General features: G+C 45.2%; 26 protein-coding genes and 1 tRNA gene. 21 read left to right on the top strand and 6 right to left on the bottom strand.

The features are described 5' to 3' along the window. Together pstC and pstS are read right to left on the bottom strand one after the other, a co-directional pair. On the bottom strand, positions 1-963 hold the full coding sequence (gene pstC, locus SFSGTM_RS13080; protein ID WP_162085546.1) for a phosphate ABC transporter permease subunit PstC: 963 nt from the start codon (positions 961-963) through the stop codon (positions 1-3). A gap of 115 nt (positions 964-1,078) precedes the next feature. Continuing rightward, on the bottom strand, positions 1,079-2,134 hold the full coding sequence (gene pstS / locus SFSGTM_RS13075) for a phosphate ABC transporter substrate-binding protein PstS (RefSeq protein ID WP_162085545.1): 1,056 nt from the start codon (positions 2,132-2,134) through the stop codon (positions 1,079-1,081). A gap of 214 nt (positions 2,135-2,348) precedes the next feature. Between pstS and tpiA the strand changes: the two genes are divergently transcribed. The 18 genes from tpiA (at position 2,349) to SFSGTM_RS12985 (ending at position 18,411) form a co-directional block, all read left to right on the top strand. Further along, entirely contained in the window at positions 2,349-3,104 is a 756-nt protein-coding gene (gene tpiA, locus SFSGTM_RS13070) for a triose-phosphate isomerase (protein WP_162086330.1), read from the top strand. Between the two features lie 36 nt (positions 3,105-3,140). Continuing rightward, positions 3,141-3,518: a preprotein translocase subunit SecG gene (secG, locus tag SFSGTM_RS13065; protein WP_162085544.1), complete on the top strand. Its 378-nt coding sequence runs from the start codon at positions 3,141-3,143 to the stop codon at positions 3,516-3,518. A gap of 43 nt (positions 3,519-3,561) precedes the next feature. Next, positions 3,562-3,647, top strand: a tRNA-Leu gene (locus SFSGTM_RS13060). 148 nt (positions 3,648-3,795) lie between these two features. Further along, positions 3,796-4,152 carry an NADH-quinone oxidoreductase subunit A gene (locus SFSGTM_RS13055; protein WP_162085543.1) on the top strand — a complete coding sequence of 119 codons (357 nt, stop codon included), beginning with the start codon at positions 3,796-3,798 and terminating at the stop codon, positions 4,150-4,152. Then, positions 4,143-4,619 carry a NuoB/complex I 20 kDa subunit family protein gene (locus SFSGTM_RS13050; RefSeq protein WP_087446148.1) on the top strand — a complete coding sequence of 159 codons (477 nt, stop codon included), beginning with the start codon at positions 4,143-4,145 and terminating at the stop codon, positions 4,617-4,619. Before SFSGTM_RS13055 ends, SFSGTM_RS13050 begins: the two co-directional genes overlap by 10 nt. 19 nt (positions 4,620-4,638) lie before the next feature. Then, the gene (locus SFSGTM_RS13045) at positions 4,639-5,238 is read left to right on the top strand and encodes an NADH-quinone oxidoreductase subunit C (RefSeq protein WP_162085542.1); all 600 of its coding nucleotides are present in this window, start codon (positions 4,639-4,641) and stop codon (positions 5,236-5,238) included. Further along, entirely contained in the window at positions 5,238-6,491 is a 1,254-nt protein-coding gene (locus SFSGTM_RS13040; RefSeq protein WP_162085541.1) for an NADH-quinone oxidoreductase subunit D, read from the top strand. The genes SFSGTM_RS13045 and SFSGTM_RS13040 overlap by 1 nt, the downstream gene beginning before the upstream one ends. Then, positions 6,491-6,964, top strand: a complete 474-nt coding sequence (gene nuoE, locus SFSGTM_RS13035) for an NADH-quinone oxidoreductase subunit NuoE (protein ID WP_162085540.1) — start codon at positions 6,491-6,493, stop codon at positions 6,962-6,964. Before SFSGTM_RS13040 ends, nuoE begins: the two co-directional genes overlap by 1 nt. A gap of 1 nt (position 6,965) precedes the next feature. Beyond that, positions 6,966-8,240, top strand: coding sequence for an NADH-quinone oxidoreductase subunit NuoF (gene nuoF, locus SFSGTM_RS13030; RefSeq protein WP_162085539.1), 1,275 nt, complete (start codon positions 6,966-6,968; stop codon positions 8,238-8,240). Between the two features lie 8 nt (positions 8,241-8,248). Further along, positions 8,249-10,597 (top strand): NADH-quinone oxidoreductase subunit NuoG, encoded by a 2,349-nt coding sequence (gene nuoG, locus SFSGTM_RS13025; protein WP_162085538.1) that lies wholly within the window; start codon positions 8,249-8,251, stop codon positions 10,595-10,597. A 1-nt stretch (position 10,598) separates the two neighbouring features. Beyond that, positions 10,599-11,627, top strand: coding sequence for an NADH-quinone oxidoreductase subunit NuoH (gene nuoH, locus SFSGTM_RS13020; RefSeq protein WP_162085537.1), 1,029 nt, complete (start codon positions 10,599-10,601; stop codon positions 11,625-11,627). Positions 11,628-11,650: 23 nt separating this feature from the next. Further along, positions 11,651-12,139, top strand: a complete 489-nt coding sequence (nuoI, locus tag SFSGTM_RS13015) for an NADH-quinone oxidoreductase subunit NuoI (RefSeq protein ID WP_162085536.1) — start codon at positions 11,651-11,653, stop codon at positions 12,137-12,139. 12 nt (positions 12,140-12,151) lie between these two features. Continuing rightward, complete coding sequence (locus SFSGTM_RS13010; protein ID WP_162085535.1) at positions 12,152-12,769, top strand: NADH-quinone oxidoreductase subunit J; 618 nt, start codon at positions 12,152-12,154, stop codon at positions 12,767-12,769. A gap of 12 nt (positions 12,770-12,781) precedes the next feature. Next, a complete protein-coding gene (nuoK, locus tag SFSGTM_RS13005) occupies positions 12,782-13,087 on the top strand; it encodes an NADH-quinone oxidoreductase subunit NuoK (protein ID WP_162085534.1) in 306 nt (101 codons plus the stop codon). 31 nt (positions 13,088-13,118) lie between these two features. Beyond that, complete coding sequence (nuoL, locus tag SFSGTM_RS13000; RefSeq protein WP_162085533.1) at positions 13,119-15,131, top strand: NADH-quinone oxidoreductase subunit L; 2,013 nt, start codon at positions 13,119-13,121, stop codon at positions 15,129-15,131. 37 nt (positions 15,132-15,168) lie between these two features. Further along, positions 15,169-16,656, top strand: a complete 1,488-nt coding sequence (locus SFSGTM_RS12995) for an NADH-quinone oxidoreductase subunit M (protein WP_162085532.1) — start codon at positions 15,169-15,171, stop codon at positions 16,654-16,656. A 19-nt stretch (positions 16,657-16,675) separates the two neighbouring features. Beyond that, complete coding sequence (gene nuoN, locus SFSGTM_RS12990; RefSeq protein WP_162085531.1) at positions 16,676-18,121, top strand: NADH-quinone oxidoreductase subunit NuoN; 1,446 nt, start codon at positions 16,676-16,678, stop codon at positions 18,119-18,121. Next, entirely contained in the window at positions 18,118-18,411 is a 294-nt protein-coding gene (locus SFSGTM_RS12985; RefSeq protein WP_174237418.1) for a DUF2818 family protein, read from the top strand. Before nuoN ends, SFSGTM_RS12985 begins: the two co-directional genes overlap by 4 nt. On the opposite strand, the gene SFSGTM_RS12980 is transcribed toward SFSGTM_RS12985, so the two are convergent. Genes SFSGTM_RS12980 through SFSGTM_RS12965 form a run of 4 tightly spaced genes read right to left on the bottom strand, consistent with a single transcriptional unit; the run spans position 18,397 to position 20,962 of the window. Then, positions 18,397-18,834, bottom strand: coding sequence for a DUF1841 family protein (locus tag SFSGTM_RS12980; protein ID WP_162085530.1), 438 nt, complete (start codon positions 18,832-18,834; stop codon positions 18,397-18,399). The genes SFSGTM_RS12985 and SFSGTM_RS12980 overlap by 15 nt on opposite strands. Continuing rightward, a complete protein-coding gene (locus tag SFSGTM_RS12975) occupies positions 18,827-19,915 on the bottom strand; it encodes an FIST N-terminal domain-containing protein (RefSeq protein WP_162085529.1) in 1,089 nt (362 codons plus the stop codon). Before SFSGTM_RS12975 ends, SFSGTM_RS12980 begins: the two co-directional genes overlap by 8 nt. Further along, entirely contained in the window at positions 19,912-20,553 is a 642-nt protein-coding gene (gene nth, locus SFSGTM_RS12970; protein WP_232526096.1) for an endonuclease III, read from the bottom strand. Before nth ends, SFSGTM_RS12975 begins: the two co-directional genes overlap by 4 nt. Further along, positions 20,546-20,962 carry a hypothetical protein gene (locus SFSGTM_RS12965; protein ID WP_162085527.1) on the bottom strand — a complete coding sequence of 139 codons (417 nt, stop codon included), beginning with the start codon at positions 20,960-20,962 and terminating at the stop codon, positions 20,546-20,548. Before SFSGTM_RS12965 ends, nth begins: the two co-directional genes overlap by 8 nt. An 80-nt stretch (positions 20,963-21,042) precedes the next feature. On the opposite strand from SFSGTM_RS12965, the gene msrA reads away from it, so the two are divergent. The 3 genes from msrA (at position 21,043) to leuC (ending at position 24,210) form a co-directional block, all read left to right on the top strand. Beyond that, complete coding sequence (gene msrA, locus SFSGTM_RS12960) at positions 21,043-21,597, top strand: peptide-methionine (S)-S-oxide reductase MsrA (protein WP_162085526.1); 555 nt, start codon at positions 21,043-21,045, stop codon at positions 21,595-21,597. Continuing rightward, positions 21,590-22,744 (top strand): MFS transporter, encoded by a 1,155-nt coding sequence (locus SFSGTM_RS12955; protein WP_162085525.1) that lies wholly within the window; start codon positions 21,590-21,592, stop codon positions 22,742-22,744. The genes msrA and SFSGTM_RS12955 overlap by 8 nt, the downstream gene beginning before the upstream one ends. A gap of 62 nt (positions 22,745-22,806) precedes the next feature. Continuing rightward, positions 22,807-24,210, top strand: a complete 1,404-nt coding sequence (gene leuC, locus SFSGTM_RS12950) for a 3-isopropylmalate dehydratase large subunit (RefSeq protein WP_162085524.1) — start codon at positions 22,807-22,809, stop codon at positions 24,208-24,210. Positions 24,211-24,214 lie beyond the last annotated feature (4 nt).

The raw sequence follows: 24,214 nt of genomic DNA, 5'->3' as shown, positions 1-24,214 counted from the left end.
TTAACTCTTAGCTCCTTCTTTTTTGCTTAATTGCAGTAGCATGAGTTTGGAAATACTAAGAACGATTAAAGTGATAATAAACAAAATCAAACCTAGCTCTATCAGTGATGAGGTATAGAGCACGCCGTCAGCTTCTGTAAACTCATTAGCAAGTGCTGAAGAAATGCTGTTGCCTGGCATCATTAGTGAGCTGCTTAGGTTATGCGCATTACCGATGACAAAGGTGACGGCCATGGTTTCACCCAGCGCACGACCTAATCCCAGCATGATGCTGCCTGCAACACCAACTTTGGTATAAGGTAATACGATATTACGTACCACCTCCCATTTCGTTGCGCCTAAGCCATAGGCAGATTCTTTCAGCATCGGGGGGACAATTTCAAACATGTCGCGCATCACAGATGCAATAAATGGAATAACCATGATGGCCAGGATTAATCCTGCATTCAGCATGCCTATACCCATAGGTGCGCCTTGAAACAGAAAGCCTACCATGGGGAGAGGGCCTAGTTTGTCTATCATCCATGGTTGGATGTTGTCGGCGAAGTATGGTGCAAAGACAAATAAACCCCACATACCGTAAATGATACTGGGAATGCCTGCAAGCAGTTCGATGGCAATACCTAACGGGCGCTTCAGCCAATTAGGTGAGATTTCAGTTAAGAACAGCGCGATACCAAAACTAATAGGTACCCCCAAAAGCAATGCAATTACGGAGGTGGTGACAGTGCCAAAGATGGGAACTAACGCGCCGAATTGTTCGGTCACTGGATTCCATTGGTCGCTGATAAGGAAATGTAAACCAAAAGCTTTAATAGATGGCATGCTGCCAACTACGAGTGAAATGATGATGCTGAACAGTAAAGCTAACACGATAAAAGCAAACAGTTTAGTCGCATTACGAAATAAAGTGTCTTGTATGACGAAACGTTTAGTTCTGCGATCAGATAAGGTGTTGTTCATAGTAGTACCATCTAAGATATTGTGCGTGACGCGGCACTTGTAGTGCTTAAAAAAGGGGAGTAAGTTCTACTTGCTCCCCTTCGATTCATCGCGGCCCCAAGTGCCGCAATGAATTTTACCAGACTGCTTTACCGTCTGTTGCTTTGATATCATTTTTCCAAGATTTAGCGATTAATTTAACCAGGCTGTCTGGTAATGGTACATAGTCCAGATCAGTAGCCATTTGATCGCCATTAGCGTAAGACCAGTCAAAGAACTTTAATACTTCTTTAGCATTCTCTGGTTTGTCTTGAGCTTTATGCATCAAAATGAATGTTGCGCCAGTAATAGGCCAGCTCATTTTACCAGCTTCATCAGTCAGAATTTCGTAGAAGCCTGGTGCATGTTCCCAATCAGCACCTGCAGCAGCAGCTTGGAAAGTGGTGTCGTCAGGTGCAACAAAAGTACCCATTTTGTTCTGCATCATGGTGTAAGTCATTTTGTTCTGCTTGGCATATGCGTACTCTACATAACCAATAGAACCTTTGATACGTTGTACGAAAGATGCAACACCTTCGTTACCTTTGCCACCTACACCTGCAGGCCATGCAACTGCTGTGTCATTACCTACTTTTGTCTTCCAGTCTGCACTTACTTTGGATAAGTAGTTAGTGAAGATGAAAGTAGTGCCAGAACCATCTGAGCGGTGAACTACGGTAATCGGTGTAGAAGGAAGTTTTGCTGTTTTGTTAAGTGCGACAATCGCTGGGTCATTCCAGGTCAGGATTTTACCCATGAATATGTCAGCCAACACTTGACCATTTAGATGGATCTGACCAGGGGTCAGGCCTTCAACGTTGATAACAGGCACAACACCACCAATAACAGCTGGGAATTGCATTAAACCAGCTTCAGCTAATACTTCAGGCTTTAAAGGCATGTCAGACGCGCCAAAATCAACTGTCTTTGCTTTAATTTGTTTGATACCACCACCAGAACCAATGGATTGGTAATTTAAACCTACACCAGTTTTAGCCTTGTATGCTTCAGCCCATTTTGAATAAATAGGGTATGGAAATGTTGCGCCTGCGCCGGTGATTTCTGCAGCTTGGGTGCTTGCAGCAAATGCCCATCCTGCGCTTAATAATAATGTGCTCGCTAAAGTGCGAGTGGTCAATTTATTCAATTTCATAATTGTGCTCCCAAAAGATTGATGAAGTTGCAGTATTGCCAGTAGCAGAGATAAACATCATTTGCTGATACTGTTTACCATGTTAGTGTGTGAATGTTACAAGAATGTGACAGTATAAAGAAATGTATTTAATCAAGTCTTAGCGCTGACTAAGGATTGACCAAAGAGGGGTGTTGTGTGTACTATCTAGGGTTTTCGGAGTAGGGGTATGGCGATGCGGCAAAAACTGGTTGCTGGTAATTGGAAGATGCATGGCAACTTGGTGGATAACCAGGCATTGTTGTTATCTTTGCGAACTCAATTAGTTGGGCTGCGTAACGTATCTTGTGCGGTATTTCCTCCTGCACCATATATCCCACAAGCGCAGCATGAATTGACAGGTTCAGCGATTGCCTGGGGTGCGCAGAATGTTAGCAAGCATGCCAAAGGCGCTTTTACTGGTGAAGTTGCTGCTTCAATGTTGCTGGATTTCGGTTGTAAGTATGTGTTGTTAGGGCATTCTGAACGTCGTGCAATATTTGGTGAAACGGATGAGATGGCTGCCGCAAAGTTTATGGCGGCATTGACTTCTGGATTGACCCCGGTGCTTTGCGTGGGTGAAACATTGGATGAGCGTGAATCAGGATGTGCAGAATCAGTTATTGCTCGACAAATCGATGCAATTATAGAAGTTGCTGGTGTGTCAGCATTGGCTAAAGCAGTTGTTGCTTATGAGCCAGTTTGGGCGATAGGAACGGGTAAGACAGCAAGTCCTGAACAAGCGCAGGCTATACATGCGTTTATTCGGCAGAAGATTGCTGGTTTGGATGCAGGCATTGCTCAGGGCTTGATGATTCTATATGGCGGTAGTGTAAAAGCAGCGAATGCTGCCGAGTTATTTAGTCAACCCGATATTGATGGTGGTTTAATTGGTGGTGCTTCACTTGTCGCCGATGAGTTTATTGCGATATGTAAGGCTGCGCAATTTTAATATTTGTTTAATATTTGCGCGTTATAAGGATATGCATTGGAAACTTTAATTTTAATTTTGCATTTGTTATCGGCAGCGTCGGTTATTGTCTTGGTGCTGTTGCAGCAAGGTAAGGGTGCTGATATGGGTGCGTCATTTGGTAGTGGTGCGTCGGGCAGTTTGTTTGGTTCTTCAGGATCTGCAAACTTTTTAAGTCGTACCACTGCAGTGTTGGCGGCCGTTTTTTTTGTGACTAGTTTGGTGTTGACCTATTATTCAGGGCATCGCGTACAGTCTGCAGGCGTAATGCAATCGCAACAAAAATTGCAAGTAATGCCACCTGTAATACCAGCAAGTGCGATTGCACCTGTTGCACCTGCAGGTTCAGTAGTTCCAGGCAATAGCCAGTCAAAAGCTGGTGAAATTCCTAAATAAGGATGTGCCGTGGGGCGGATTATCAATCCGTCCTGTCAAATAGGCCGACGTGGTGAAATTGGTAGACACGCTATCTTGAGGGGGTAGTGGCGTAAAGCTGTGCGAGTTCGAGTCTCGCCGTCGGCACCACAAGTATTTACACGCAAGCGCGACGCTGCAGCTTGCTGTGGGATTGAATGCTTAAAAAGTTTGTGTGAATCTGAACAAATTTTTTAAACTTGACGCAGTGCTTTTATGGCAATTAAACTGATGGGCTGTGTAGTGGCTAGGAGTTTCCATGCTTGAAAATTATTTTCCTGTTTTGCTATTCGTGCTGGTTGGATTAGCAGTTGGTGTTGGCCCAATGGTGTTGGGTTGGTTGCTTGCGCCTAATCATCCTGATAGTGAAAAGCTTTCACCTTACGAGTGTGGTTTTGAAGCATTTGAAGATGCGCGTATGAAATTCGATGTACGTTACTATTTGGTAGCAATCTTATTCATACTATTCGATCTGGAAATCGCATTTTTGTTCCCTTGGGCAATCGTGCTGCAAGAAATCGGTATGTTTGGGTACTTGGCGATGGTTTTGTTTTTGGCTATTTTGGTTGTCGGTTTCGTATATGAGTGGAAGAAAGGAGCGCTGGAATGGGAATAGAAGGCGTTTTAGAACAAGGCTTTGTAACGACCACGGCTGATAAACTGATAAATTGGACGCGCACTGGTTCGCTCTGGCCCATGACCTTCGGTCTGGCATGTTGCGCTGTGGAAATGATGCAGGCGGGTGCTTCTCGTTATGATCTGGATAGATTTGGTGTGGTGTTTAGACCAAGTCCGCGACAGTCTGATGTCATGATTGTTGCGGGTACCTTGTGCAATAAAATGGCACCTGCGTTGCGCAAAGTTTACGATCAAATGGCTGAGCCGCGTTGGGTTATATCAATGGGTTCATGCGCGAATGGTGGTGGCTACTATCACTACTCGTATTCTGTTGTACGCGGTTGTGACCGGATTGTACCAGTCGATATTTATGTTCCGGGTTGCCCACCTACGGCTGAAGCTTTGCTGTACGGCATTATTCAGTTGCAAAACAAGATCAAGCGCACTAATACTATTGCGCGCTAAGATTTAAGAGCGAGTTCTTATGAATCCATCTTTAGAAAGTTTGTCGGTCACCGTGTTGACTGCGCTGGGAACCAAAGTGGTTCGCCAGGTGGTGGCGCTGGATGAGTTAACGATAGAAGTGCGTGCACAGGATTTACGAGATGTCATGATGGCGTTGCGTGATAATCCTGGTCTGCGTTTTGAGCAGCTGATCGACCTGTGTGGCATGGACTATTCTGATTATCAGGAAGGTCTGTGGCAGGGTAAGCGTTTTGCAGTGGTTTACCATTTGCTATCTATCAATAAAAATCGCCGTATACGTGTGCGTGCATTTGCTAATGATGATGATTTCCCTATTTTGGATAGCATGATACCTGTCTGGCCAGCAGCAAACTGGTTTGAGCGAGAAGCATTTGACTTGTTTGGCGTTGTGTTTGAAGGTCATCCTGATTTACGTCGCTTGCTGACCGATTATGGTTTCGTAGGGCACCCTTTCCGTAAGGATTTTCCTGTGTCAGGTAATGTTGAAATGCGTTACGACCCTGAACAGCAGCGTGTTATTTATCAACCTGTCAGTATCGATGCGCGTGAAATTACGCCGCGTATAGTACGTGTAGCGAATTATGGAGATGCTGCGTAATGGCTGATATACGTAATTACACTATGAACTTTGGACCTCAGCACCCAGCAGCACATGGCGTATTGCGCCTGGTGCTGGAGCTGGATGGCGAGGTTATTGAGCGTGCAGATCCGCATATCGGTTTGCTGCATCGTGCCACTGAGAAGTTGGCTGAGAGCAAAACCTATATTCAATCATTGCCATATATGGACAGGCTGGATTATGTATCCATGATGAGCAATGAACATGCTTATGTCATGGCGATTGAGAAATTAATGGGTATTGCAGTGCCTGAGCGTGCGCAATATATTCGTGTGATGTTTGATGAAGTAACACGGATTTTGAATCACCTGCTGTGGTTGGGTGCGCATGCGATTGATATCGGCGCGATGACGGTGTTCTTGTATGCATTCCGTGAGCGTGAAGATTTGATGGATTGCTACGAAGCCGTATCCGGTGCACGTATGCACGCTGCGTATTATCGTCCAGGTGGTGTGTATCGCGATTTGCCAGACACTATGCCGCAATACAAAGCATCCAAGATTCATAATGAAACTGCGATTAATCGTATGAATGAGAATCGCCAGGGTTCCTTGCTGGATTTTCTGGAGGATTTCACTCGTCGTTTTGATGGCTATGTGGATGAGTATGAAACACTGCTTACGGATAACCGTATCTGGAAGCAGCGTACCGTAGGTATCGGTGTGGTCAGTCCTGAGCGTGCGATGGCACTGGGTTTTTCGGGACCTATGTTACGTGGCTCCGGTATCGAGTGGGATTTACGTAAAAAACAACCCTATGAAATTTATGACAGGTTGAATTTTGATATTCCTGTTGGCGTGAATGGTGATTGCTATGATCGTTATTTGGTGCGCATGGAAGAAATGCGTCAGTCAAACAGTATTATCAAGCAATGTATTAGTTGGTTGAAGCTAAACGCGGGTCCTGTGATTACGGATAACCACAAAGTGGCTTCACCGTCCCGTAACGATATGAAGCAAAATATGGAAGAGCTAATCCATCACTTCAAACTGTTTACGGAAGGTATGCATGTGCCTGAAGGTGAGGCTTATGCGGCGGTAGAGCACCCTAAGGGCGAGTTTGGTATTTATATGGTGTCTGATGGCGCTAATAAACCTTATCGCCTTAAAATTCGTGCCCCAGGTTATCCACATCTGGCAGCGCTAGATGAAATGGTGCGTGGCCATATGATTGCTGACGTAGTCGCTATCATAGGTACGCAAGATATAGTGTTTGGGGAGATAGACCGATAATGTTGAGCCCAGCATCATTAGCCCAAATCGATCGTGAGATCGCTAAGTATCCAGCTGATCAACGTCAGTCAGCCGTCATGTCAGCTCTGCGGATTGCGCAAGTTGAAAAAGGTTGGCTGGCAACTGAAACGATGGATTTTGTAGCGAACTATTTAGGCATGCCTGCAATTGCAGTAGCCGAGGTCGCGACTTTTTATAATATGTATGACACCGCACCTGTCGGTAAGTACAAAGTGACATTGTGTACCAATATTTCTTGTATGCTGATGGGTGCACCTGAGTTGGCAAAACATGTGAAGCAGCGTCTCGATTGTGGTTTTGGTGAAACCACGACTGATGGCAAATTCACATTGAAAGAAGGTGAATGCATGGGTGCATGTGGTGATGCGCCTGTGTGCCTTATCAATAATCATCGTATGGAAGGTTTTCTCACGTCTGAGAAAATCGACGCTATTCTTAAAGAGTTGAACTGATATGGTTATTAAAGGCGGAGAAGTTATATTCAATACGGCTCACCTTCCTGAGTCATGGAAGTTGGAAACTTATGTTGCCAATGGTGGTTACAGTGCTTTGCGTAAAGTGCTAACCGAGCCTATGTCGGCTGAGACTATTATTGCAGAAGTTAAAAAATCAGCATTGCGTGGTCGTGGTGGTGCGGGTTTCCCAACAGGTTTGAAGTGGAGCTTTATGCCACGTCATTACCAGGGTGACAAATACTTGGTATGTAATTCTGATGAAGGTGAACCAGGTACTTTCAAAGATCGCGACATTATGTTGTTGAATCCACACGCATTAATAGAAGGTATGGCAATCGCTGCTTACACTATGGGTGTAAAGCGTGCATACAACTATATTCACGGTGAAATTTGGCAAACATATGAACGCATGGAAGCTGCTTTAGAGGAAGCGCGTGCAGCAGGTTTTCTCGGTGAGAAGATTATGGGAACAGATTTTAGTTTTGATCTGTTTAATCATCATGGATATGGCGCTTATATTTGCGGTGAAGAAACCGCATTGCTGGAATCCATTGAGGGTAAAAAAGGTCAGCCGCGCTTTAAACCACCATTCCCAGCAAGTTTTGGTTTGTATGGCAAACCCACAACCATCAATAACACGGAAACATTTGCAAGTATCCCTTACATCATTCGTGAAGGCGGGCAAAAATTTCTGGAGTTAGGTAAGCCGAATAATGGCGGTACCAAAATATTCTCGGTGTCTGGGCATGTTAACAAGCCTGGAAATTATGAAGTGCATATGGGTATGCCATTTGCCGAGCTATTAGAAATGGCGGGTGGTATACGCACTGGGCATACCTTCAAAGCCTGTATACCTGGTGGTTCTTCAACCCCAGTGTTACCAGCTGAGATTATGATGCAATGTACTATGGACTATGACTCAATTGCCAAGGCGGGTTCGGCTCTAGGTGCGGGTTCAGTCATTATCATGGATGAAACGGTATGTATGGTAGAAGCGTTGGAGCGCTTGTCATATTTTTACTTTGAAGAGTCTTGTGGACAATGTACGCCTTGTCGAGAAGGTACAGGCTGGTTATATCGCGTTATTCATCGTATTGAACATGGCCAAGGTCGTCCAGAGGATTTAGACCTGCTGGCTGACGTTGCTCATAATATTGGTGGTCGAACTATTTGTGCGCTTGGCGATGCTGCTGCAATGCCAGTACAAGCGATGCTCAAACATTATCGTCATGAATTCGAGTACCACATCGAACATGGCAAGTGCATGGTTTAGGTGAACATATGCTAGAAATCGAAATTGACGGCACGAAAGTGGCTGTACCTACAGGCGGCACAATTATGGATGCTGCCGTGCAGATTGGTGTTTATATTCCCTCTTTCTGTTATCACAAGAAATTGTCGATAGCGGCCAACTGTCGTATGTGTTTGGTACAGGTAGAGAAAGCTGCCAAACCGATGCCAGCTTGCGCTACGCCATTGACCGAAGGTATGAAAGTATTTACCAAATCGGATTATGCCGTTAAAGCGCAAAAAGGCGTGATGGAGTTTCTGTTAATTAATCATCCTCTGGATTGCCCAATTTGCGATCAGGGTGGGGAATGTAGTTTGCAGGATCTGGCTGTGGGCTATGGTGGTAGCTCTTCGCGTTATCAAGAAGAAAAGCGTGTAGTCAAAGAAAAGGATTTGGGTCCCTTGGTTTCAACTGATATGACACGGTGCATCCATTGCACACGCTGTGTACGTTTCGGTACGGAAATCGCAGGGATTATGGAAATGGGTCAGGTTGGTCGAGGTGAGCATTCCGAGATCATGCCATTTATCAACAAAACCATAGATTCAGAGTTGTCCGGCAATATTATTGATTTGTGTCCCGTTGGTGCGTTAACCAGCAAACCTTTCCGTTATACCGCCCGTAGCTGGGAGCTGTCACGTCGCAAATCTGTTAGCCCGCATGATGGCTTAGGCAGCAATTTGGCTGTGCAGGTTAAGAACAATAAGGTTATGCGAGTTCTGCCACTGGAAAATGAAGAGATTAATGAGTGCTGGTTATCGGATAAGGATCGTTTTTCCTATGAAGGCTTGAATTCATCGCAGCGTTTAACTCAGCCTATGGTTAAACAGGACGGTAAATGGATAGAAGTTGACTGGCAAGCTGCGCTACAGTATGTCGCCAATGGATTGAAACAAATTCGTGAGCAGCATGGCGCTGATAGCATAGGTGCATTAGCAACACCGCATCAAACAATAGAAGAATTATATTTACTACAGAAATTAGTGCGTGGTTTGGGCTCAGGTAATGTGGATACGCGGTTACGTCAGGCTGATTTTAGTGCCGATGCACGTGTAATGGGCGCTCCATGGTTAGGTATGCCCGTTGCTGATCTGGACACGTTAAACCGAATATTGTTGATTGGTAGTAGTCTGCGTCAAGATCATCCGTTAATGGCTCATCGTTTGCGCAATGCAGTACGGCATGGTGCGCAGTTTAGTCTGGTAAATCCAGTAGATGATGATTTGTTAATGAAGGTTGCTCACAAGGCTATTGTTGCTCCACAAGCCATGGTGCAAACGCTGGCACAAATTCTGTTGGCATTGGCTGCGCAAACAGGCAAGGCGATACCTGCTGAATTACTTGCAAAATTAGCTGGTGTGGTTGCTGACGCTAATAGCGTTGCGATTGCAACCAGTTTGAATAGTGGCGAGCGCAAAGCAGTGTTCCTGGGAAACATGGCACAACATCATCAACAATATGCAGATTTGCATACCTTGGCACAGTGCATTGCAGAGATGACTGGCGCTACTTTAGGTTTCTTGGGTGAAGCAGCAAATAGTATAGGTGCTTATGTTGCTGGTGCAGCACCTGTGGGTACTAAAACGGGTTTAAATGCTGATGCGATGCTGTCGAACCCGCGTAAAGCTTATTTGTTGCTGGGTGTTGAGCCTGAGTTGGATTGTAATAATCCGGCACTAGCGATAAAAGCGATGCAAAGTGCCGATATGGTTGTTGCTATGAGTGCATATAAACATAACGCGTTAGAGTATGCTGATGTCCTTTTGCCAATTGCACCATTTACTGAGACAGCAGGTAGTTTCATTAACGTAGAGGGCAAACTTCAGACTTTCAATGGTGCAGTTAAACCTTTGGGTGAAACTCGTCCGGCTTGGAAAGTATTGAGAGTGCTTGGCACGATGATGGGTCTGAATGGATTCGATTTGGACAGTGTAGAAGAAGTGCGTGGAGCTTTCCTACCACAAGGAGACTTGCCGAAGACCGCATTGAGCAATGGGTTATCTACACTTGATGTTGGTGATGTAACTATAGCCAAAGGTGTATATCGTGTTGGAACAGTCCCTATGTATCAAGCCGATGCCATAGTTCGTCGTGCTGAATCTTTGCAGAAAACACAAGATAGCGAATTTGTCGGTGTTGGTATGAATGCAGCGCTGATGCAGAAGCTGAATGTGGTTTCGGGTGGACTCGTTGTTGTCGAGCAAGCAGGTGTACGTTTAACCCTGCGCAGCGAGCTCGATAACGCGGTAGCCGATGAATGTGTTCGACTGGTTGCTAGTCATCCCCTGACAGCTGGCTTGGGTGCAATGATGGGTGAAATCAAGTTGGAGCGCGCATAACATGGCCTTTTTAGAAAATTTGTTTGGTGCTGCTTGGCCACTGGTGTGGAATCTGGCCAAAATCATTGCCATTGTTGGTCCGTTGATGATAGCTGTAGCTTATTTGACCTATGCTGAACGCAAAGTCATAGGTTACATGCAGGTACGTATAGGTCCAAATCGCGTAGGTTTTAAGGGTTTATTACAACCGATAGCCGATGGTATCAAGCTATTGATGAAAGAGATCATCATACCGAGTGGCGCGAATAAGTTTTTGTTTGTGCTTGCGCCTGTATTGACCATAGCACCTGCGCTGGCAGCTTGGGCCGTTATTCCTTTTTCACCAGAAATGGTGTTGGCGAATGTTGACGCAGGTTTGTTGTATATCCTGGCGATGACCTCTGTTGGTGTGTATGGCGTGATTATTGCGGGTTGGGCATCCAACTCCAAGTACGCATTTCTTGGAAGCTTGCGTTCAGCAGCTCAAATTGTGTCTTACGAGATAGCCATGGGTTTCGCTTTGGTAGGGGTGTTAATGGCAGCGCAAAGTCTGAATTTGGTCGACATTGTGAAAGGCCAAACGGGCGGAGTTTTTAGCTGGTATTGGTTACCGTTGTTCCCTATGTTTATCGTTTATTTGATCGCGGGTGTGGCTGAAACCAACCGTGCACCATTCGACGTGGCTGAAGGTGAGTCTGAGATTGTCGCTGGTTTCCATGTTGAATACTCAGGGATGGCATTTGCTGTTTTCTTCCTGGCTGAATATGCCAACATGATTTTGATTGCGGCATTGACTTCGATCATGTTCTTGGGTGGGTGGCAGCCTTTATTTGATATCGCGCCATTTACCTGGATACCAGGTTTTGTATGGTTGATGTTCAAAATAGGTTTTGTTTTATTCTTATTCTTATGGTTCCGCGCCACGTTTCCTCGCTATCGTTATGATCAAATTATGCGTTTGGGTTGGAAAGTGTTCATCCCTATTACCTTGGTCTGGTTGCTGTTTGTCGGCGCAATGATGCAAACCCCTTACGGATATTTATTCCACTAAGCGTGGAATAATGGAGTGATTTGATGAAAGCGATAAAACATTTTTTTACCAGCTTGCTGTTGTTGGAATTGCTGCAAGGTATGCGCCTGACTGGGCGGCATTTTTTTGCACGCAAAATCACAGTGCAATTTCCTGAAGAGAAAACACCTCAGTCAGTGCGTTTCCGTGGTTTACATGCGTTGCGTCGTTATCCTAATGGCGAAGAGCGTTGTATCGCTTGTAAATTGTGTGAGGCAGTATGTCCAGCTATGGCCATCACCATAGAATCAGAACAGCGTGATGATGGGACTCGTCGTACCACGAAATATGATATAGATCTGACCAAATGCATTTTCTGCGGATTTTGCGAAGAGTCATGCCCTGTGGATTCCATAGTCGAGACGCACATATTGGAATATCACGGTGAAAAACGTGGTGACCTGTATTACAACAAGGAAATGTTGTTGGCTGTTGGTGACAAGCACGAAGATCAAATTGCAGCGGCTCGTGCTGCCGATGCTAAATATCGATAAGGTGTATAGACAATGAATTTTGAAACTATCGTATTTTTTGGCTTTGCAGCAATTTTGTTGTTTGCGGGATTTCGCGTAATTACTACACGTAATCCAGTACATGCGGCATTGTTTCTGGTGTTAGCTTTTTTTACAGCAGCAGGGTTGTGGCTGATGCTTGAAGCCGAGTTTTTGGCTATTACCTTGGTATTGGTATATGTAGGCGCGGTTATGGTTCTGTTCCTGTTTGTGGTGATGATGCTGGATATTAATCTGGACAGATTGCGTGAAGGTTTTTGGGATTATTTACCATTAGCGGCTTTTGTCTCAGTAATGCTGGTGATAGAGATGGCAGTGGTATTAGGTAGTCGTAGTTTTGGTCTGGATATAGTTCCTGCACCTGCTCAACACGCAGCCAATTATAGCAATACCAAAGAGTTGGGTCGTTTGCTTTACACTGACTATGTCTATCCATTTGAATTGGCTGCTGTAGTATTGCTGGTCGCCATTGTTGCTGCGATTGCATTAACTATGCGTAAACGTAAAACCAGTAAATATCAAGATCCTGCGCAACAAGTCAGAATTAAGCGTGCCGATCGTGTGCGTCTCGTAAGTATGGCCGCTGAACAGCCATCTTCTACTAAGTCTTAAGGAGCGCGTGACATGGTTTCGTTATCATACTATTTGATATTGGCTGGCATTCTGTTTGCCATCAGTGTGCTGGGTATATTTCTCAATCGTAAGAATGTCATTATTTTATTGATGTCGATAGAGTTAATGCTATTGGCAGTGAATATGAATTTCATCGCTTTTGCCCATTTTATGGGGGATACAGCAGGGCAAATATTTGTGTTCTTTATTTTGACCGTGGCAGCAGCAGAGTCGGCAATTGGACTGGCGATACTGGTAGTGCTGTTCCGTAACTTGCGTACCATACACGTGGACGATTTGGATCAACTTAAAGGCTAATGATGCGTTAGGCATCTGACAGGAATCAACCATGACGGAAATTCAAAAACTTTATCTTTTAGTCCCGCTTGCACCATTGTTTGGTGCGATAGTAGCAGGATTGTTTGGCTGGGCTATAGGCCGCACGCTATCGCATATCGTCACTATTGCAGGTGTCGCTGTGTCATGTTGGGCTTCTTGGGTGATTTTCCAGGATGTGCAGGCAGGACATGTATTTAATGGGACGGTATACACTTGGATCACTACTGGTGATCTACGCCTGGAAGTCGGTTTCCTAATTGATAGTCTGACTGCAATGATGATGTTAGTAGTGACGTTTGTATCATTGATGGTGCATATTTACACTATCGGTTATATGAAAGAAGATCCAGGCTACCAGCGTTTCTTCAGCTATATTTCATTGTTCACATTCTCAATGTTGATGTTAGTAATGTCTAACAACTTCCTGCAACTGTTTTTTGGTTGGGAAGCGGTTGGTTTAGTGTCATATTTGCTTATTGGTTTTTGGTTCACTCGTCCAACAGCAATCTATGCGAACTTAAAAGCATTCCTAGTAAACCGTGTAGGTGACTTCGGGTTCTTGCTTGGTATTGGCATGGTGCTAGCGTACTTTGGTACGCTGGACTACGCATCTGTATTCGCTCAATTGCCTGCGATGGCTTCGACACACGTCAGTATCATCCCTGGTATGGACTGGTCGTTGATTACTGTGATTTGTATCCTGTTATTCATTGGTGCGATGGGTAAGTCAGCTCAGTTTCCACTGCATGTTTGGTTGCCTGACTCAATGGAAGGCCCTACACCTATATCTGCATTGATCCATGCAGCAACTATGGTGACAGCGGGTATTTTCATGGTGGCGCGTATGTCACCTATGTTTGAAATGTCTCAGGCCGCATTGTCTTTTGTGATTGTAATCGGTGCGATTACCGCGTTATTTATGGGCTTTTTGGGTATTATCCAAAATGATATTAAGCGTGTGGTTGCCTACTCTACATTGTCACAGCTGGGTTATATGACTGTTGCACTAGGAGCCTCAGCGTACTCAGTCGCAGTGTTCCATTTAATGACGCATGCGTTTTTCAAAGCTTTACTGTTCTTAGCAGCGGGTTCGGTCATTATGGGTATGCATCATGACCAGGATATTCGCAATATGGGTGGCTTGCGCAAGTATATGCCGATTACCTGGATAACGTCCCTGATAGGCTCGCTTGCGTTGATAGGTACACCATTCTTCTCTGGGTTCTACTCCAAGGACAGTATCATCGAGGCGACACACATTGCGATGGAGCATGGTTTGGCTGGTGCAAGTTTTGCCTATTTCGCGGTAGTAGCAGGCGTTTTTGTCACGGCTTTTTACTCTTTCCGCATGTATTTCCTGGTGTTCCACGGTAAAGAACGCTTTGATACGCACAGTCACGATGAGCATCAACATGGACATGATGATCATGGGCATCACGGTGGTGTTCCGCATGAATCATCTTTGGTTGTAACCATCCCATTAATATTGCTGGCTATTCCATCGTTATTAATAGGCTATTTTGCGATTCAGCCTATGTTGTTTGGAGACTATTTCCATGGGGCCATTGTTATTAATAACACATTGCACCCAGCAATGGAGGAGTTGAAAGCTGATTATCAAGGTTCAACTGCTATGGCGTTGCATAGCTTGACCAGTTTGCCATTGTGGTTAGCAATATCTGGCGTGGCGCTATCATGGTTTTTCTATATGAAGCGTCCAGATATTCCGGAAGCGATTAAACAGCGTTTCATTGTTATCTATAATATATTGGATAATAAATATGGTCTTGACACGTTTAATGCCTGGTTCTTTGCCGGTGGAGCGCGTGCTTTAGGTGGTTTTTTCTGGCGTGTAATAGATGTGAAAATAATAGACGGTTTCTTCGTTAACGGAGCAGCACATTTAGTAGGTTGGTTTTCAACTATCACGCGCAAGTGGCAATCAGGTTATATCTATCATTACGCATTTGCCATGATTATCGGCGTGTTCGCCTTGGTGACGTGGTTTGTGCGCGTAGCTTGACCATAATTTAAAGCAATACAATTAGAATAGGGATTTTATGTTAGCTGGATACCCACTTTTAAGTTTGGCCGTTTGGGTGCCGATTATTTCTGGTGCGCTAGTGTTGGCAACAGGGTCGGATCGTAATGCAAGCATGGCGCGCTGGATTGCGTTGATAGGTGCTATCGTATCTTTTGCGGTTACTGTACCGCTTTATACGGGCTTTAATACGATGACCGCAAATATGCAGTTTGAAGAATTAATGCCATGGATACCTACATACAATATCAATTATCATCTCGGAGTAGATGGTATATCTATGCCATTTGTATTACTTACTAGCTTCACAACTATTTTGGTCGTGATTGCTGGTTGGAAAGTTATTCAAACCAAAGTGTCGCAATATATGGCCGCATTTTTATTCATGTCTGGCGCTATTATTGGTGTGTTTGAAGCCTTGGATGCGATTTTGTTCTACGTGTTCTTTGAAGCAATGTTAATACCATTGTTTCTGGTGATTGGTATCTGGGGTGGTCCGCGTCGAGTTTATGCTGCGATTAAATTCTTCTTGTATACGCTGCTCGGTTCACTGTTAATGCTAGTTGCATTTTTGTACTTGTACTTTCAATCGGGTGGTAGTTTCGAAATTCTTGATTATCATCGTTTACCTATTGCGATGTCAGCGCAGATTTTGCTGTTCATGGCTTTTTTCCTGTCCTTTGCGGTAAAAGTACCAATGTGGCCAGTGCATACTTGGTTGCCAGATGCCCACGTCGAAGCACCTACCGGTGGTTCGGTAATATTGGCGGCAATTACGCTTAAGGTGGGTGCTTATGGTTTCTTGCGTTTCAATCTGCCGATTGCACCAGATGCAAGCCATTACATGACAGGCTTTATCGTCACCATTTCCTTGATAGCTGTGGTTTATATCGGCCTGGTTGCACTTGTGCAGCAGGATATGAAAAAGCTGATTGCTTACTCGTCGATTTCACATATGGGTTTTGTGACCTTGGGATTCTTCATGTTCAACGCGATTGGGACTGAGGGTGCTTTGATTCAGATGATTTCACATGGCTTTATTTCCGCTGCGATGTTCTTGAGTGTTGGTGTGATGTATGACCGTTTGCATTCACGTCAAATTTCGGATTATGGTGGCGTGGCAAATAAGATGCCGATATTTGCGGCATTTCTGATGCTGTTCTCTATGGCTAACTCAGGTTTGCCAGGTACGAGTGGTTTCATCGGTGAGTTTATGGTGATCATGAGTGCTATCAAGGTTAATTTCTGGTATGCCTTCTTGGCTGCTACAACATTAATTTTTGGTGCGGCTTACACCTTGTGGATGTATAAGCGCGTGATTTTTGGCGCAGTTACTAATCCACATGTAAATGAGATGAAAGATGTGAGCGCGAGAGAATTTAGTTTCCTTGCAATCTTGGCTGTGCTGGTATTGTCTATGGGTTTATATCCTAAGCCATATACCGAAGTCATGCATACCTCAGTTAATAATCTGCTTGCGCATGTTGCAATCAGTAAGTTGCCTTAAAGCATAAGAAGGAATACGGATGAATCTCGCTTTTACGGATGTGTTGCCATTGTTGCCAGAAATATTTTTGCTGGCAGCGGTGTCGTTAATTCTACTTATTGATTTGTTTTTGAGTGATGAACAGCGTTTTATTACTTACATACTCAGTTTGCTAACTTTGTTAGGCTGTGGTTGGTTGACGCTGACAACGGCAACAGGTGTTCCAACGTATGCAATGCATGGCATGTTTATTGATGATTTATTGTCAGATACGTTGAAATTAATGTTGTATTTTGTAGTGGCTGTTGTGTTGGTTTATTCACGTTCATACATTCATGCACGTGGCATGTTCCAGGGTGAGTTTTTTGTGCTGGTGCTATTTGCTACCTTGGGCATGATGGTGATGATTTCTGCAAGTAGTTTGCTTACGCTGTACATGGGGTTGGAGTTGATGAGTTTGTCACTTTATGCGCTGGTTGCATTGCAGCGTGACTCTGCAGTATCGAGTGAAGCCGCGATGAAATATTTTGTACTGGGCGCTTTGGCATCAGGGATGTTGCTGTATGGAATGTCAATGATATATGGCGCAACGGGTAGTTTGGATATTACAAGAATTGCCACGGTCTTGCAGGCTGGTGTAGCTAATAACACTGTACTCGTATTTGGCTTGGTGTTCATTATTGCAGGTTTGGCATTCAAGCTTGGTGCTGCACCATTTCATATGTGGTTGCCTGATGTCTATCAGGGCGCGCCTACAGCAGTTACTTTGTTTATTGCAACGGCAACTAAAATAGCCGCTTTTGCTTTTGTGTTGCGTATCCTAGCGCAGGGACTGCAGTCTATGTCTCCTGACTGGCAGCAAATGATGATAATTATGGCCGTGTTGTCTATGGCTATAGGTAATATTACTGCGATTGCACAAACCAACTTTAAGCGTATGTTGGCATATTCGACAATTTCGCACATGGGATTTCTGCTGTTAGGTTTACTCGCAGGAGATATCAATGGTTATAGTGCTGCGATGTTCTATATTGTTACTTACACGATAACTGGTTTGGGTGCGTTTGGCATGATCATGCTGCTCTCACGCAAAGGTTTCGAGGCGGATAATCTGGAAGATTTAAAAGGCTTGAATCAGCGTCATCCTTGGTATGCGTTTATGATGTTGATCATCATGTTCTCATTAGCAGGCGTACCACCTACCGTTGGCTTTTATGCGAAATTGTCTGTATTGCAGGCAGTAGTAAATGCAGGCTATACCTGGCTTGCAGTTATAGCTGTGATCTTCTCGTTGATCGGCGCGTTCTACTATTTGCGCGTAGTTCGACTTATGTATTTTGATAAAGCAACCGATACGCATGTGATTAAGCCTGAAGGTGATGTGGCTTTCTTGATGAGTGCGAATGGTTTAGGTGTATTAGCATTAGGCATACTTCCTCAGCCGCTGATGGCTTTGTGTGCTTACGCTATACAGCAATCATTATGAATACCAGTGTATTAGCATTGCTAGTTGTAGCTTTAGCTGCGGCCAATATTCCTTTTTTTACCAACAGAGTGATGCTGGTAATTCCAGTGAAAACGGAATATAAGGCGCTGGGATGGCATGTATTGGAAATGGTGATTTGGTATTTTGTTGTGGGATTCTTAGGTCGCCTGCTGGAACAAAAGACAGGTGTGGCACATCCCCAGCATTGGGAGTTTTATGCAGTTACAGCAAGTATGTTTATAGTGCTTGCGTTCCCGGGGTTTGTGTATCGTTACTTATGGCGTCGTTAAGGTTTTCTTAATCAGGCATTCAAAATAAATGGCAGGATCAAAGGCAGTTTGCTGTCGTTGAGCCTGCCAAATCATTTCTGCTAAACAGTCCATCATTTCATGCTGTGCGCGCATTTCGTCTTGAAATAGCGCGCATAATTTTTGGTAGTGGCCACGTACACCAGCAGGTTGATCGATGGATAGTTGCTCATGAATCGCTAAGTGCATGGAAAGATGTAAAAAAGGGTTGGTTGCACCTAGCTCGGGCGGGTAGTCCTGCTCGCCATAACGTTCAGGCTGATTTAGTAAATCATGATATTCAGGATGTGTCAGCATAATATCAATAGCAATGAGTTCTGCACCTACTAGAGGTTGCTTATCTTGATATTTGCGCCAGGTAGTGAAATAAAACTGGCGAGCGTCCTGTCTGCTTGGATTAAACATTGTAGTCAAAAAGTCCGAAAACGGTTGAGTATTCTAATAACTGGTTGCTGTCATTGAGCCAGCAAATTTCTCCATTGCCGTAAAAGCCGATAAATGGTAAGTCGGGGAAGCATGACTTCACTGCAAGTAAATCCTTATCTATGCCACCATAGAAGCCAGGACCACGTCCAGATGAACTGGCGATAATCGCAAATTTCGGATCATGGCCTAAAATCTGCGCAGTTCTATCAACGGCAACACGCATGCTGCGTTCTGCCGCGAGTGGTTGGCGAATAGCCCAGAACATCTGGCTGCCTTCAGCTAAACGAGATGCCAACGTCACGGATCTGTCGTCAGTGTTGGTGGCGATAACAGGGATAAGACGATAACGACCATCCATTAGTGCCGAATCAGGCTCTCCGTAGACTTCTGCCGCCATGATGAGGTGGAGTGGTATACGTGGTAACTCACGAATCTCAAGTGGTAACTCTCTGGCAAGCAGGTTGAGTGCAGATTGACGGCCTAGAGATAGCACATCGTAGCCATTGGATTCGGTAACGGTTACAGGGGCAGTTAAGGCGCGGATGCCGTGCGATATGCCGATAGCACCAGTCGTGTTGGGCAAATATAGTTCACAGTGTCCTGCGGTGTTGATTTTTCCATTATTCCAAACTTTGTATAGGCCGTGGCCAGTAGCATCACCGGCTACGCCGCCGAAACGTTGTCCTGGCGATTTAATCCAGTTGTGGTTAATGGCGTTAGGGGCTGTCAGTGCTAGCAATAAGTCGTCAGATTCAGGAGAGTGTGCAGTATTTAGACCCAGATTTCCGCTAAATACCATGGCAGCGGCAGCAGGAGCGTCAAGTACCCAGTCTTGTTCAGTGAATATACCTGCAGCACTACAACCGCTGATTTGTATGCATTGACTCTGGCGTGATGCAGCGAGCAGTGCAGGTTGTGGGTCTCGTGCAAATGCATCGCTCAAAAAAAGTAATACACTATTGGCGTGAGTAACTGATAGCTTATCCATTGCCATTGCAACTGCTTGTGCTGCAATAGCAGGGTCAGCGGTTTTACCCGTTGCGATGCCGGTGGCTATCATACGGTTTTATCTTTGTATTTGCAGAGGTCAGCAATGATGCAATGGGTGCAGTCAGGTTTGCGTGCCTTGCAAATGTATCGGCCATGCAATATCAGCCAGTGATGTGCATTGACCATATAATCTTTAGGTATGGCTTTCATTAATTTTTGTTCAACAATTAGTACTGTTTTACCAGGCGCCAGCCCGATGCGATTAGATACCCGAAATATATGGGTATCCACCGCCATGACAGCTTCGCCAAATGCAGTGTTGAGTATGACGTTTGCAGTTTTACGTCCTACGCCAGGTAATGCTTCTAATTCGGTGCGGTTATTGGGAACGATGCTGTTATGCTGCTCAACCAGAATTTGGCAAGTCGCGATTAAGTGTCTGGCTTTGCTTTTGTATAAGCCTATTCTCTGAATGTATTCAGCTAAGCGCTGTTCACCTAGTGCAAATATATCTTCAGGGGTATTAGCAATTTTAAATAAAATGCGTGTGGCAATGTTGACGCTTTTATCAGTTGCTTGTGCTGAAAGTACAACCGCTACCAATAATTCAAATGTGCTTTGATATTCGAGTTCAGTGGTAGGGGTGGGATTAACCGCCGCGAAACGGGAAAATATCTCGCGGCGTTGACTGCTGGTGAGTTTAGAAATGGCGGAACCAGCCGATTTCAGGTGATGCTGGACGTGGATTCTGTTTAGCTTCTTCTTCAAGCTTATGCAGGAAGTGGTGATGATCTTCATCCAGTTTATGCATGGCGTCATCTGACATTTTGCCAAACAATGTACCTGTAATGAAGCCACCCAAATCAATTAGCGTGGTAGCCCATAAACCTTGACGTAAATGGAAGTCCGTATGGGAGTGTTGGCCGTAAGGGTAGTTTTTGAATTCATAACCCTTAACAGCGCTCAAGTCTGGGTCATTCATGACAAAGTTTTTCGCCCAGTCGTACCACCATTTATAATACTTTTCTTGCATGGTGGTGTTTAGGTTGTGACGATCGTAAAAACCGAATACGCTTACACGGTTAGTGTTGCCGCTGAAAGGGAAATGACCTGACATACCTAACGTCCTTCATGATAGTAAAAAATCATATTTTAACCTGTTTTTTTGTATTTGGTATATGGAAGTGAGAGAGTTGAATGTCAACAGGAAATAATCACGAAATATCAACAGTAACTTTAGGCGGCGGCTGCTTCTGGTGTCTTGAGGCTGTGTTTGAAAAAATGCATGGTGTAATACGTGTTGTATCAGGCTACATGGGCGGTGCGCAACCTGATCCTGTATATGAGGATGTGTGTACGGGTACGACCGGACATGCAGAAGTAGTTCAAGTTACATACGATACACAGCAGACTAGTTTGGTAGATATATTGCATGTTTTTTTTACTATTCATGATGCTACGACATTAAATCGTCAAGGTAATGATGTTGGTACGCAATATCGCTCGGTTATTTTTTATTATGATGAAATGCAAAAGAAGACGTCTGCTGAAGTGTTAACACAATTACAGTCGAAAATGGATCGCCCGGTCGTAACTGAGTTAAGTCCGGCTACTGAGTTTTATCGAGCGGAAGAAATGCACCAGCATTATTTTGAATTGCATCCGCAGCAAGGTTATTGCCAGTATGTGGTGGCACCTAAAGTGGCTAAATTTCAGCAACACTTCCCACAATGGGTAGAAGTGCGTGGCTAATTTACCGTATTGGCGGCTGTCAGGGTTCTACTTCTTTTATTTTGCATTTGTCGGCGCGATGTCGCCATATTGGGGCTTATACCTGCAGTCACTGTCGTTTAGTGCTTGGCAAATCGGGGTGTTGATGTCGCTGTTACAGGTGACCCGTATATTCTCACCTAATATTTGGGGTTGGCTGGCGGATAAAACGGGTAAGCGTGCCGCTATGGTGAGATTGACGGCCTGGTTAAGTTTATTGTGTTTTGCTGGCGTGTTTTTCGGTAGTCAGTTTGCGTGGTTGTTTGTGGTGATGGCGACAATGAGTTTTTTCTGGAGCGCGTCTTTGCCTTTGGTTGAGGCAACTACGATGTCGCATTTGGGGTCGCATACGCATCGATATGGTCAGATACGGTTGTGGGGTTCCATAGGCTTTGTGATAGCCGTGTTAGGGTTGGGTTATTGGCTGAATTTCCGTCCAGTGGGTGATTTGCCGTGGGCTATCCTGGCGATTATGGTCGGGATAGGCTGGTTGGCAAGTTATATCCCTGATGCGAAAATTAATACGCAAACGCGAGTGCATGTAGATATATGGCATGTGGTACGGCGACCAGAGGTCATGAGCTTGTTGCTGGGCTGTTTTCTGATGGCTGTAGCACACGGACCTTATTATGCTTTTTATTCTATTGATTTAGTTGCGCATGGCTACAGTAAAAGCGCAGTAGGCTGGTTATGGGCACTTGGTGTGATAGCTGAAATAGCTGTTTTCATGTGGTTGCCGCGGTGGTTGCCTAACGTGTCCATGGCGCGGATATTGCTGACGACATTGCTGATTGCTGTGCTGCGATTCATTATTATCGCCTGGGGCATAGATTATTTAGGCTGGATAATATTTGCGCAGATTCTGCATGCAGCAACTTTCGGCGCATATCACTTATCGGCGGTAGCACTCATACACCGATATTTTCATGGCCGTAACCAGGCACGAGGTCAAGGCCTGTATAACAGTGTCACTTATGGTGCAGGTGGCACGTTGGGTGGTCTGTATGCGGGCGCGGTTTGGGATAGTTGGGGAGCCGTTTGGGTGTTTAGTATTGCGGCAGCTTGCGCGGCCGTGGGCGCTATTCTGGTTGCAAGCCAGCTGAGTAAGTTAGAGGCGAAAATGTGCTGATTTATCAATTTGCTGGAGTCTGTGTATAATTTCTGGTTCGATTATTAAGATTGGTTAGATTCATGAGCGGGCAAACGTTATACGATAAGCTTTGGCAGGCGCATTTGGTACATACAGAAGCCGATGGGTCTGCGTTGATCTACATAGATAGGCATTTGGTTCACGAAGTTACCAGTCCTCAGGCATTTGAAGGTTTGCGACTGGCTGGCCGCAAACCGTGGCGTGCAGGTGCCGCTGTGGCAGTGCCCGATCACAATGTGCCGACTACTCATAGGGCAGCGGGTATAGCCGACCCTATTTCGCGTTTGCAAGTAGAAACGCTGGATCAGAACTGTGCTGAATTTGGCATACAAGAATTTAAAATGAATGATGTGCGTCAGGGCATAGTGCATGTTATCGGACCTGAGCAAGGCTTGACTCTGCCTGGCATGACCGTGGTGTGCGGAGATTCGCATACCAGTACGCATGGTGCATTTGGTGCTTTAGCTTTTGGTATTGGTACATCCGAAGTTGAACATGTATTGGCGACACAATGTCTGGTGAGTAAGAAATCCAAGTCCATGCGTGTGCTGGTAGAAGGTGACCTTGGTGCAGGCGTGACTGCTAAAGATGTGGCATTGGCGATTATCGGTGTCATCGGCACTGCAGGTGGTACAGGATATGCGCTTGAATTTGCTGGTTCGGCGATACGTGGTTTGAGTATGGAAGGGCGCATGACGTTATGCAATATGGCGATAGAAGCTGGCGCGCGTGCAGGTATGGTTGCGGTGGATGCTAAAACCATAGATTACGTACATGGCCGTCCTGCTGCGCCTAAGGGTGCAATGTGGGATCAGGCTGTTGCGTGGTGGCAGACCTTAGTGTCAGATGCGGATGCTGTGTTTGACCATGAGGTTGTGCTCAATGCCGCGGATATTCAACCGCAAGTGACTTGGGGAACATCACCGGAAATGGTGGTGGCAGTGACTGGTCGCGTGCCTGATCCAGCTGACGCAACGGATGCAGTTAAGCGTAATGACTGGGAACGGGCGTTGGCTTATATGGGTCTGACTGCAAATACGCCGATGGCAGAGATTGCGATTGATAAAGTGTTTATAGGCTCGTGTACAAATTCACGTATAGAAGACTTGCGCGCCGCTGCGGCCGTTATCAAAGGTCGTCAAAAAGCAGCAAATGTGAAATTGGCGATGGTGGTGCCGGGTTCCGGTCTGGTTAAGCAACAGGCTGAGCAAGAAGGTTTGGATAAGCTGTTTATTGCTGCTGGTTTTGAGTGGCGTGATCCTGGTTGCTCTATGTGTCTAGCGATGAATGCGGACAGGCTGGAGCCTGGTGAGCGTTGTGCTGCAACCTCCAACCGAAATTTTGAAGGTCGTCAGGGGCAAGGTGGGCGTACCCATTTGGTGAGTCCTGCAATGGCTGCTGCTGCGGCATTGGCTGGCCATTTTGTTGATGTGCGTGAATTTTGAAAGG

The organism is Sulfuriferula nivalis (assembly GCF_009937995.1).
Classification (GTDB): Bacteria; Pseudomonadota; Gammaproteobacteria; order Burkholderiales; family Sulfuriferulaceae; genus Sulfuriferula; species Sulfuriferula nivalis.
Note: the sequence above shows the minus strand (reverse complement) of the source record. Positions and strands in the feature narration are given on the sequence as shown.

What these genes read in the sequence shown, in the direction of transcription:
- SFSGTM_RS13045 (WP_162085542.1), top strand. Translation starts at nt 4,639, where the DNA reads ATGAATCCATCTTTAGAAAGTTTGTCGGTCACCGTGTTGACTGCGCTG.
- SFSGTM_RS12965 (WP_162085527.1), bottom strand. Translation starts at nt 20,962, where the DNA reads ATGTCAGGTCATTTCCCTTTCAGCGGCAACACTAACCGTGTAAGCGTA.
- nuoG (WP_162085538.1), top strand. Translation starts at nt 8,249, where the DNA reads ATGCTAGAAATCGAAATTGACGGCACGAAAGTGGCTGTACCTACAGGC.
- leuC (WP_162085524.1), top strand. Translation starts at nt 22,807, where the DNA reads ATGAGCGGGCAAACGTTATACGATAAGCTTTGGCAGGCGCATTTGGTA.
- SFSGTM_RS13040 (WP_162085541.1), top strand. Translation starts at nt 5,238, where the DNA reads ATGGCTGATATACGTAATTACACTATGAACTTTGGACCTCAGCACCCA.
- nuoI (WP_162085536.1), top strand. Translation starts at nt 11,651, where the DNA reads ATGAAAGCGATAAAACATTTTTTTACCAGCTTGCTGTTGTTGGAATTG.
- msrA (WP_162085526.1), top strand. Translation starts at nt 21,043, where the DNA reads ATGTCAACAGGAAATAATCACGAAATATCAACAGTAACTTTAGGCGGC.
- nuoH (WP_162085537.1), top strand. Translation starts at nt 10,599, where the DNA reads ATGGCCTTTTTAGAAAATTTGTTTGGTGCTGCTTGGCCACTGGTGTGG.
- pstS (WP_162085545.1), bottom strand. Translation starts at nt 2,134, where the DNA reads ATGAAATTGAATAAATTGACCACTCGCACTTTAGCGAGCACATTATTA.
- tpiA (WP_162086330.1), top strand. Translation starts at nt 2,349, where the DNA reads ATGCGGCAAAAACTGGTTGCTGGTAATTGGAAGATGCATGGCAACTTG.
- nuoE (WP_162085540.1), top strand. Translation starts at nt 6,491, where the DNA reads ATGTTGAGCCCAGCATCATTAGCCCAAATCGATCGTGAGATCGCTAAG.
- SFSGTM_RS12980 (WP_162085530.1), bottom strand. Translation starts at nt 18,834, where the DNA reads ATGTTTAATCCAAGCAGACAGGACGCTCGCCAGTTTTATTTCACTACC.
- nuoN (WP_162085531.1), top strand. Translation starts at nt 16,676, where the DNA reads ATGAATCTCGCTTTTACGGATGTGTTGCCATTGTTGCCAGAAATATTT.
- nuoK (WP_162085534.1), top strand. Translation starts at nt 12,782, where the DNA reads ATGGTTTCGTTATCATACTATTTGATATTGGCTGGCATTCTGTTTGCC.
- SFSGTM_RS13050 (WP_087446148.1), top strand. Translation starts at nt 4,143, where the DNA reads ATGGGAATAGAAGGCGTTTTAGAACAAGGCTTTGTAACGACCACGGCT.
- nuoF (WP_162085539.1), top strand. Translation starts at nt 6,966, where the DNA reads ATGGTTATTAAAGGCGGAGAAGTTATATTCAATACGGCTCACCTTCCT.
- SFSGTM_RS13055 (WP_162085543.1), top strand. Translation starts at nt 3,796, where the DNA reads ATGCTTGAAAATTATTTTCCTGTTTTGCTATTCGTGCTGGTTGGATTA.
- nuoL (WP_162085533.1), top strand. Translation starts at nt 13,119, where the DNA reads ATGACGGAAATTCAAAAACTTTATCTTTTAGTCCCGCTTGCACCATTG.
- pstC (WP_162085546.1), bottom strand. Translation starts at nt 963, where the DNA reads ATGAACAACACCTTATCTGATCGCAGAACTAAACGTTTCGTCATACAA.
- SFSGTM_RS12975 (WP_162085529.1), bottom strand. Translation starts at nt 19,915, where the DNA reads ATGATAGCCACCGGCATCGCAACGGGTAAAACCGCTGACCCTGCTATT.
- SFSGTM_RS12995 (WP_162085532.1), top strand. Translation starts at nt 15,169, where the DNA reads ATGTTAGCTGGATACCCACTTTTAAGTTTGGCCGTTTGGGTGCCGATT.
- SFSGTM_RS12985 (WP_174237418.1), top strand. Translation starts at nt 18,118, where the DNA reads ATGAATACCAGTGTATTAGCATTGCTAGTTGTAGCTTTAGCTGCGGCC.
- SFSGTM_RS13010 (WP_162085535.1), top strand. Translation starts at nt 12,152, where the DNA reads ATGAATTTTGAAACTATCGTATTTTTTGGCTTTGCAGCAATTTTGTTG.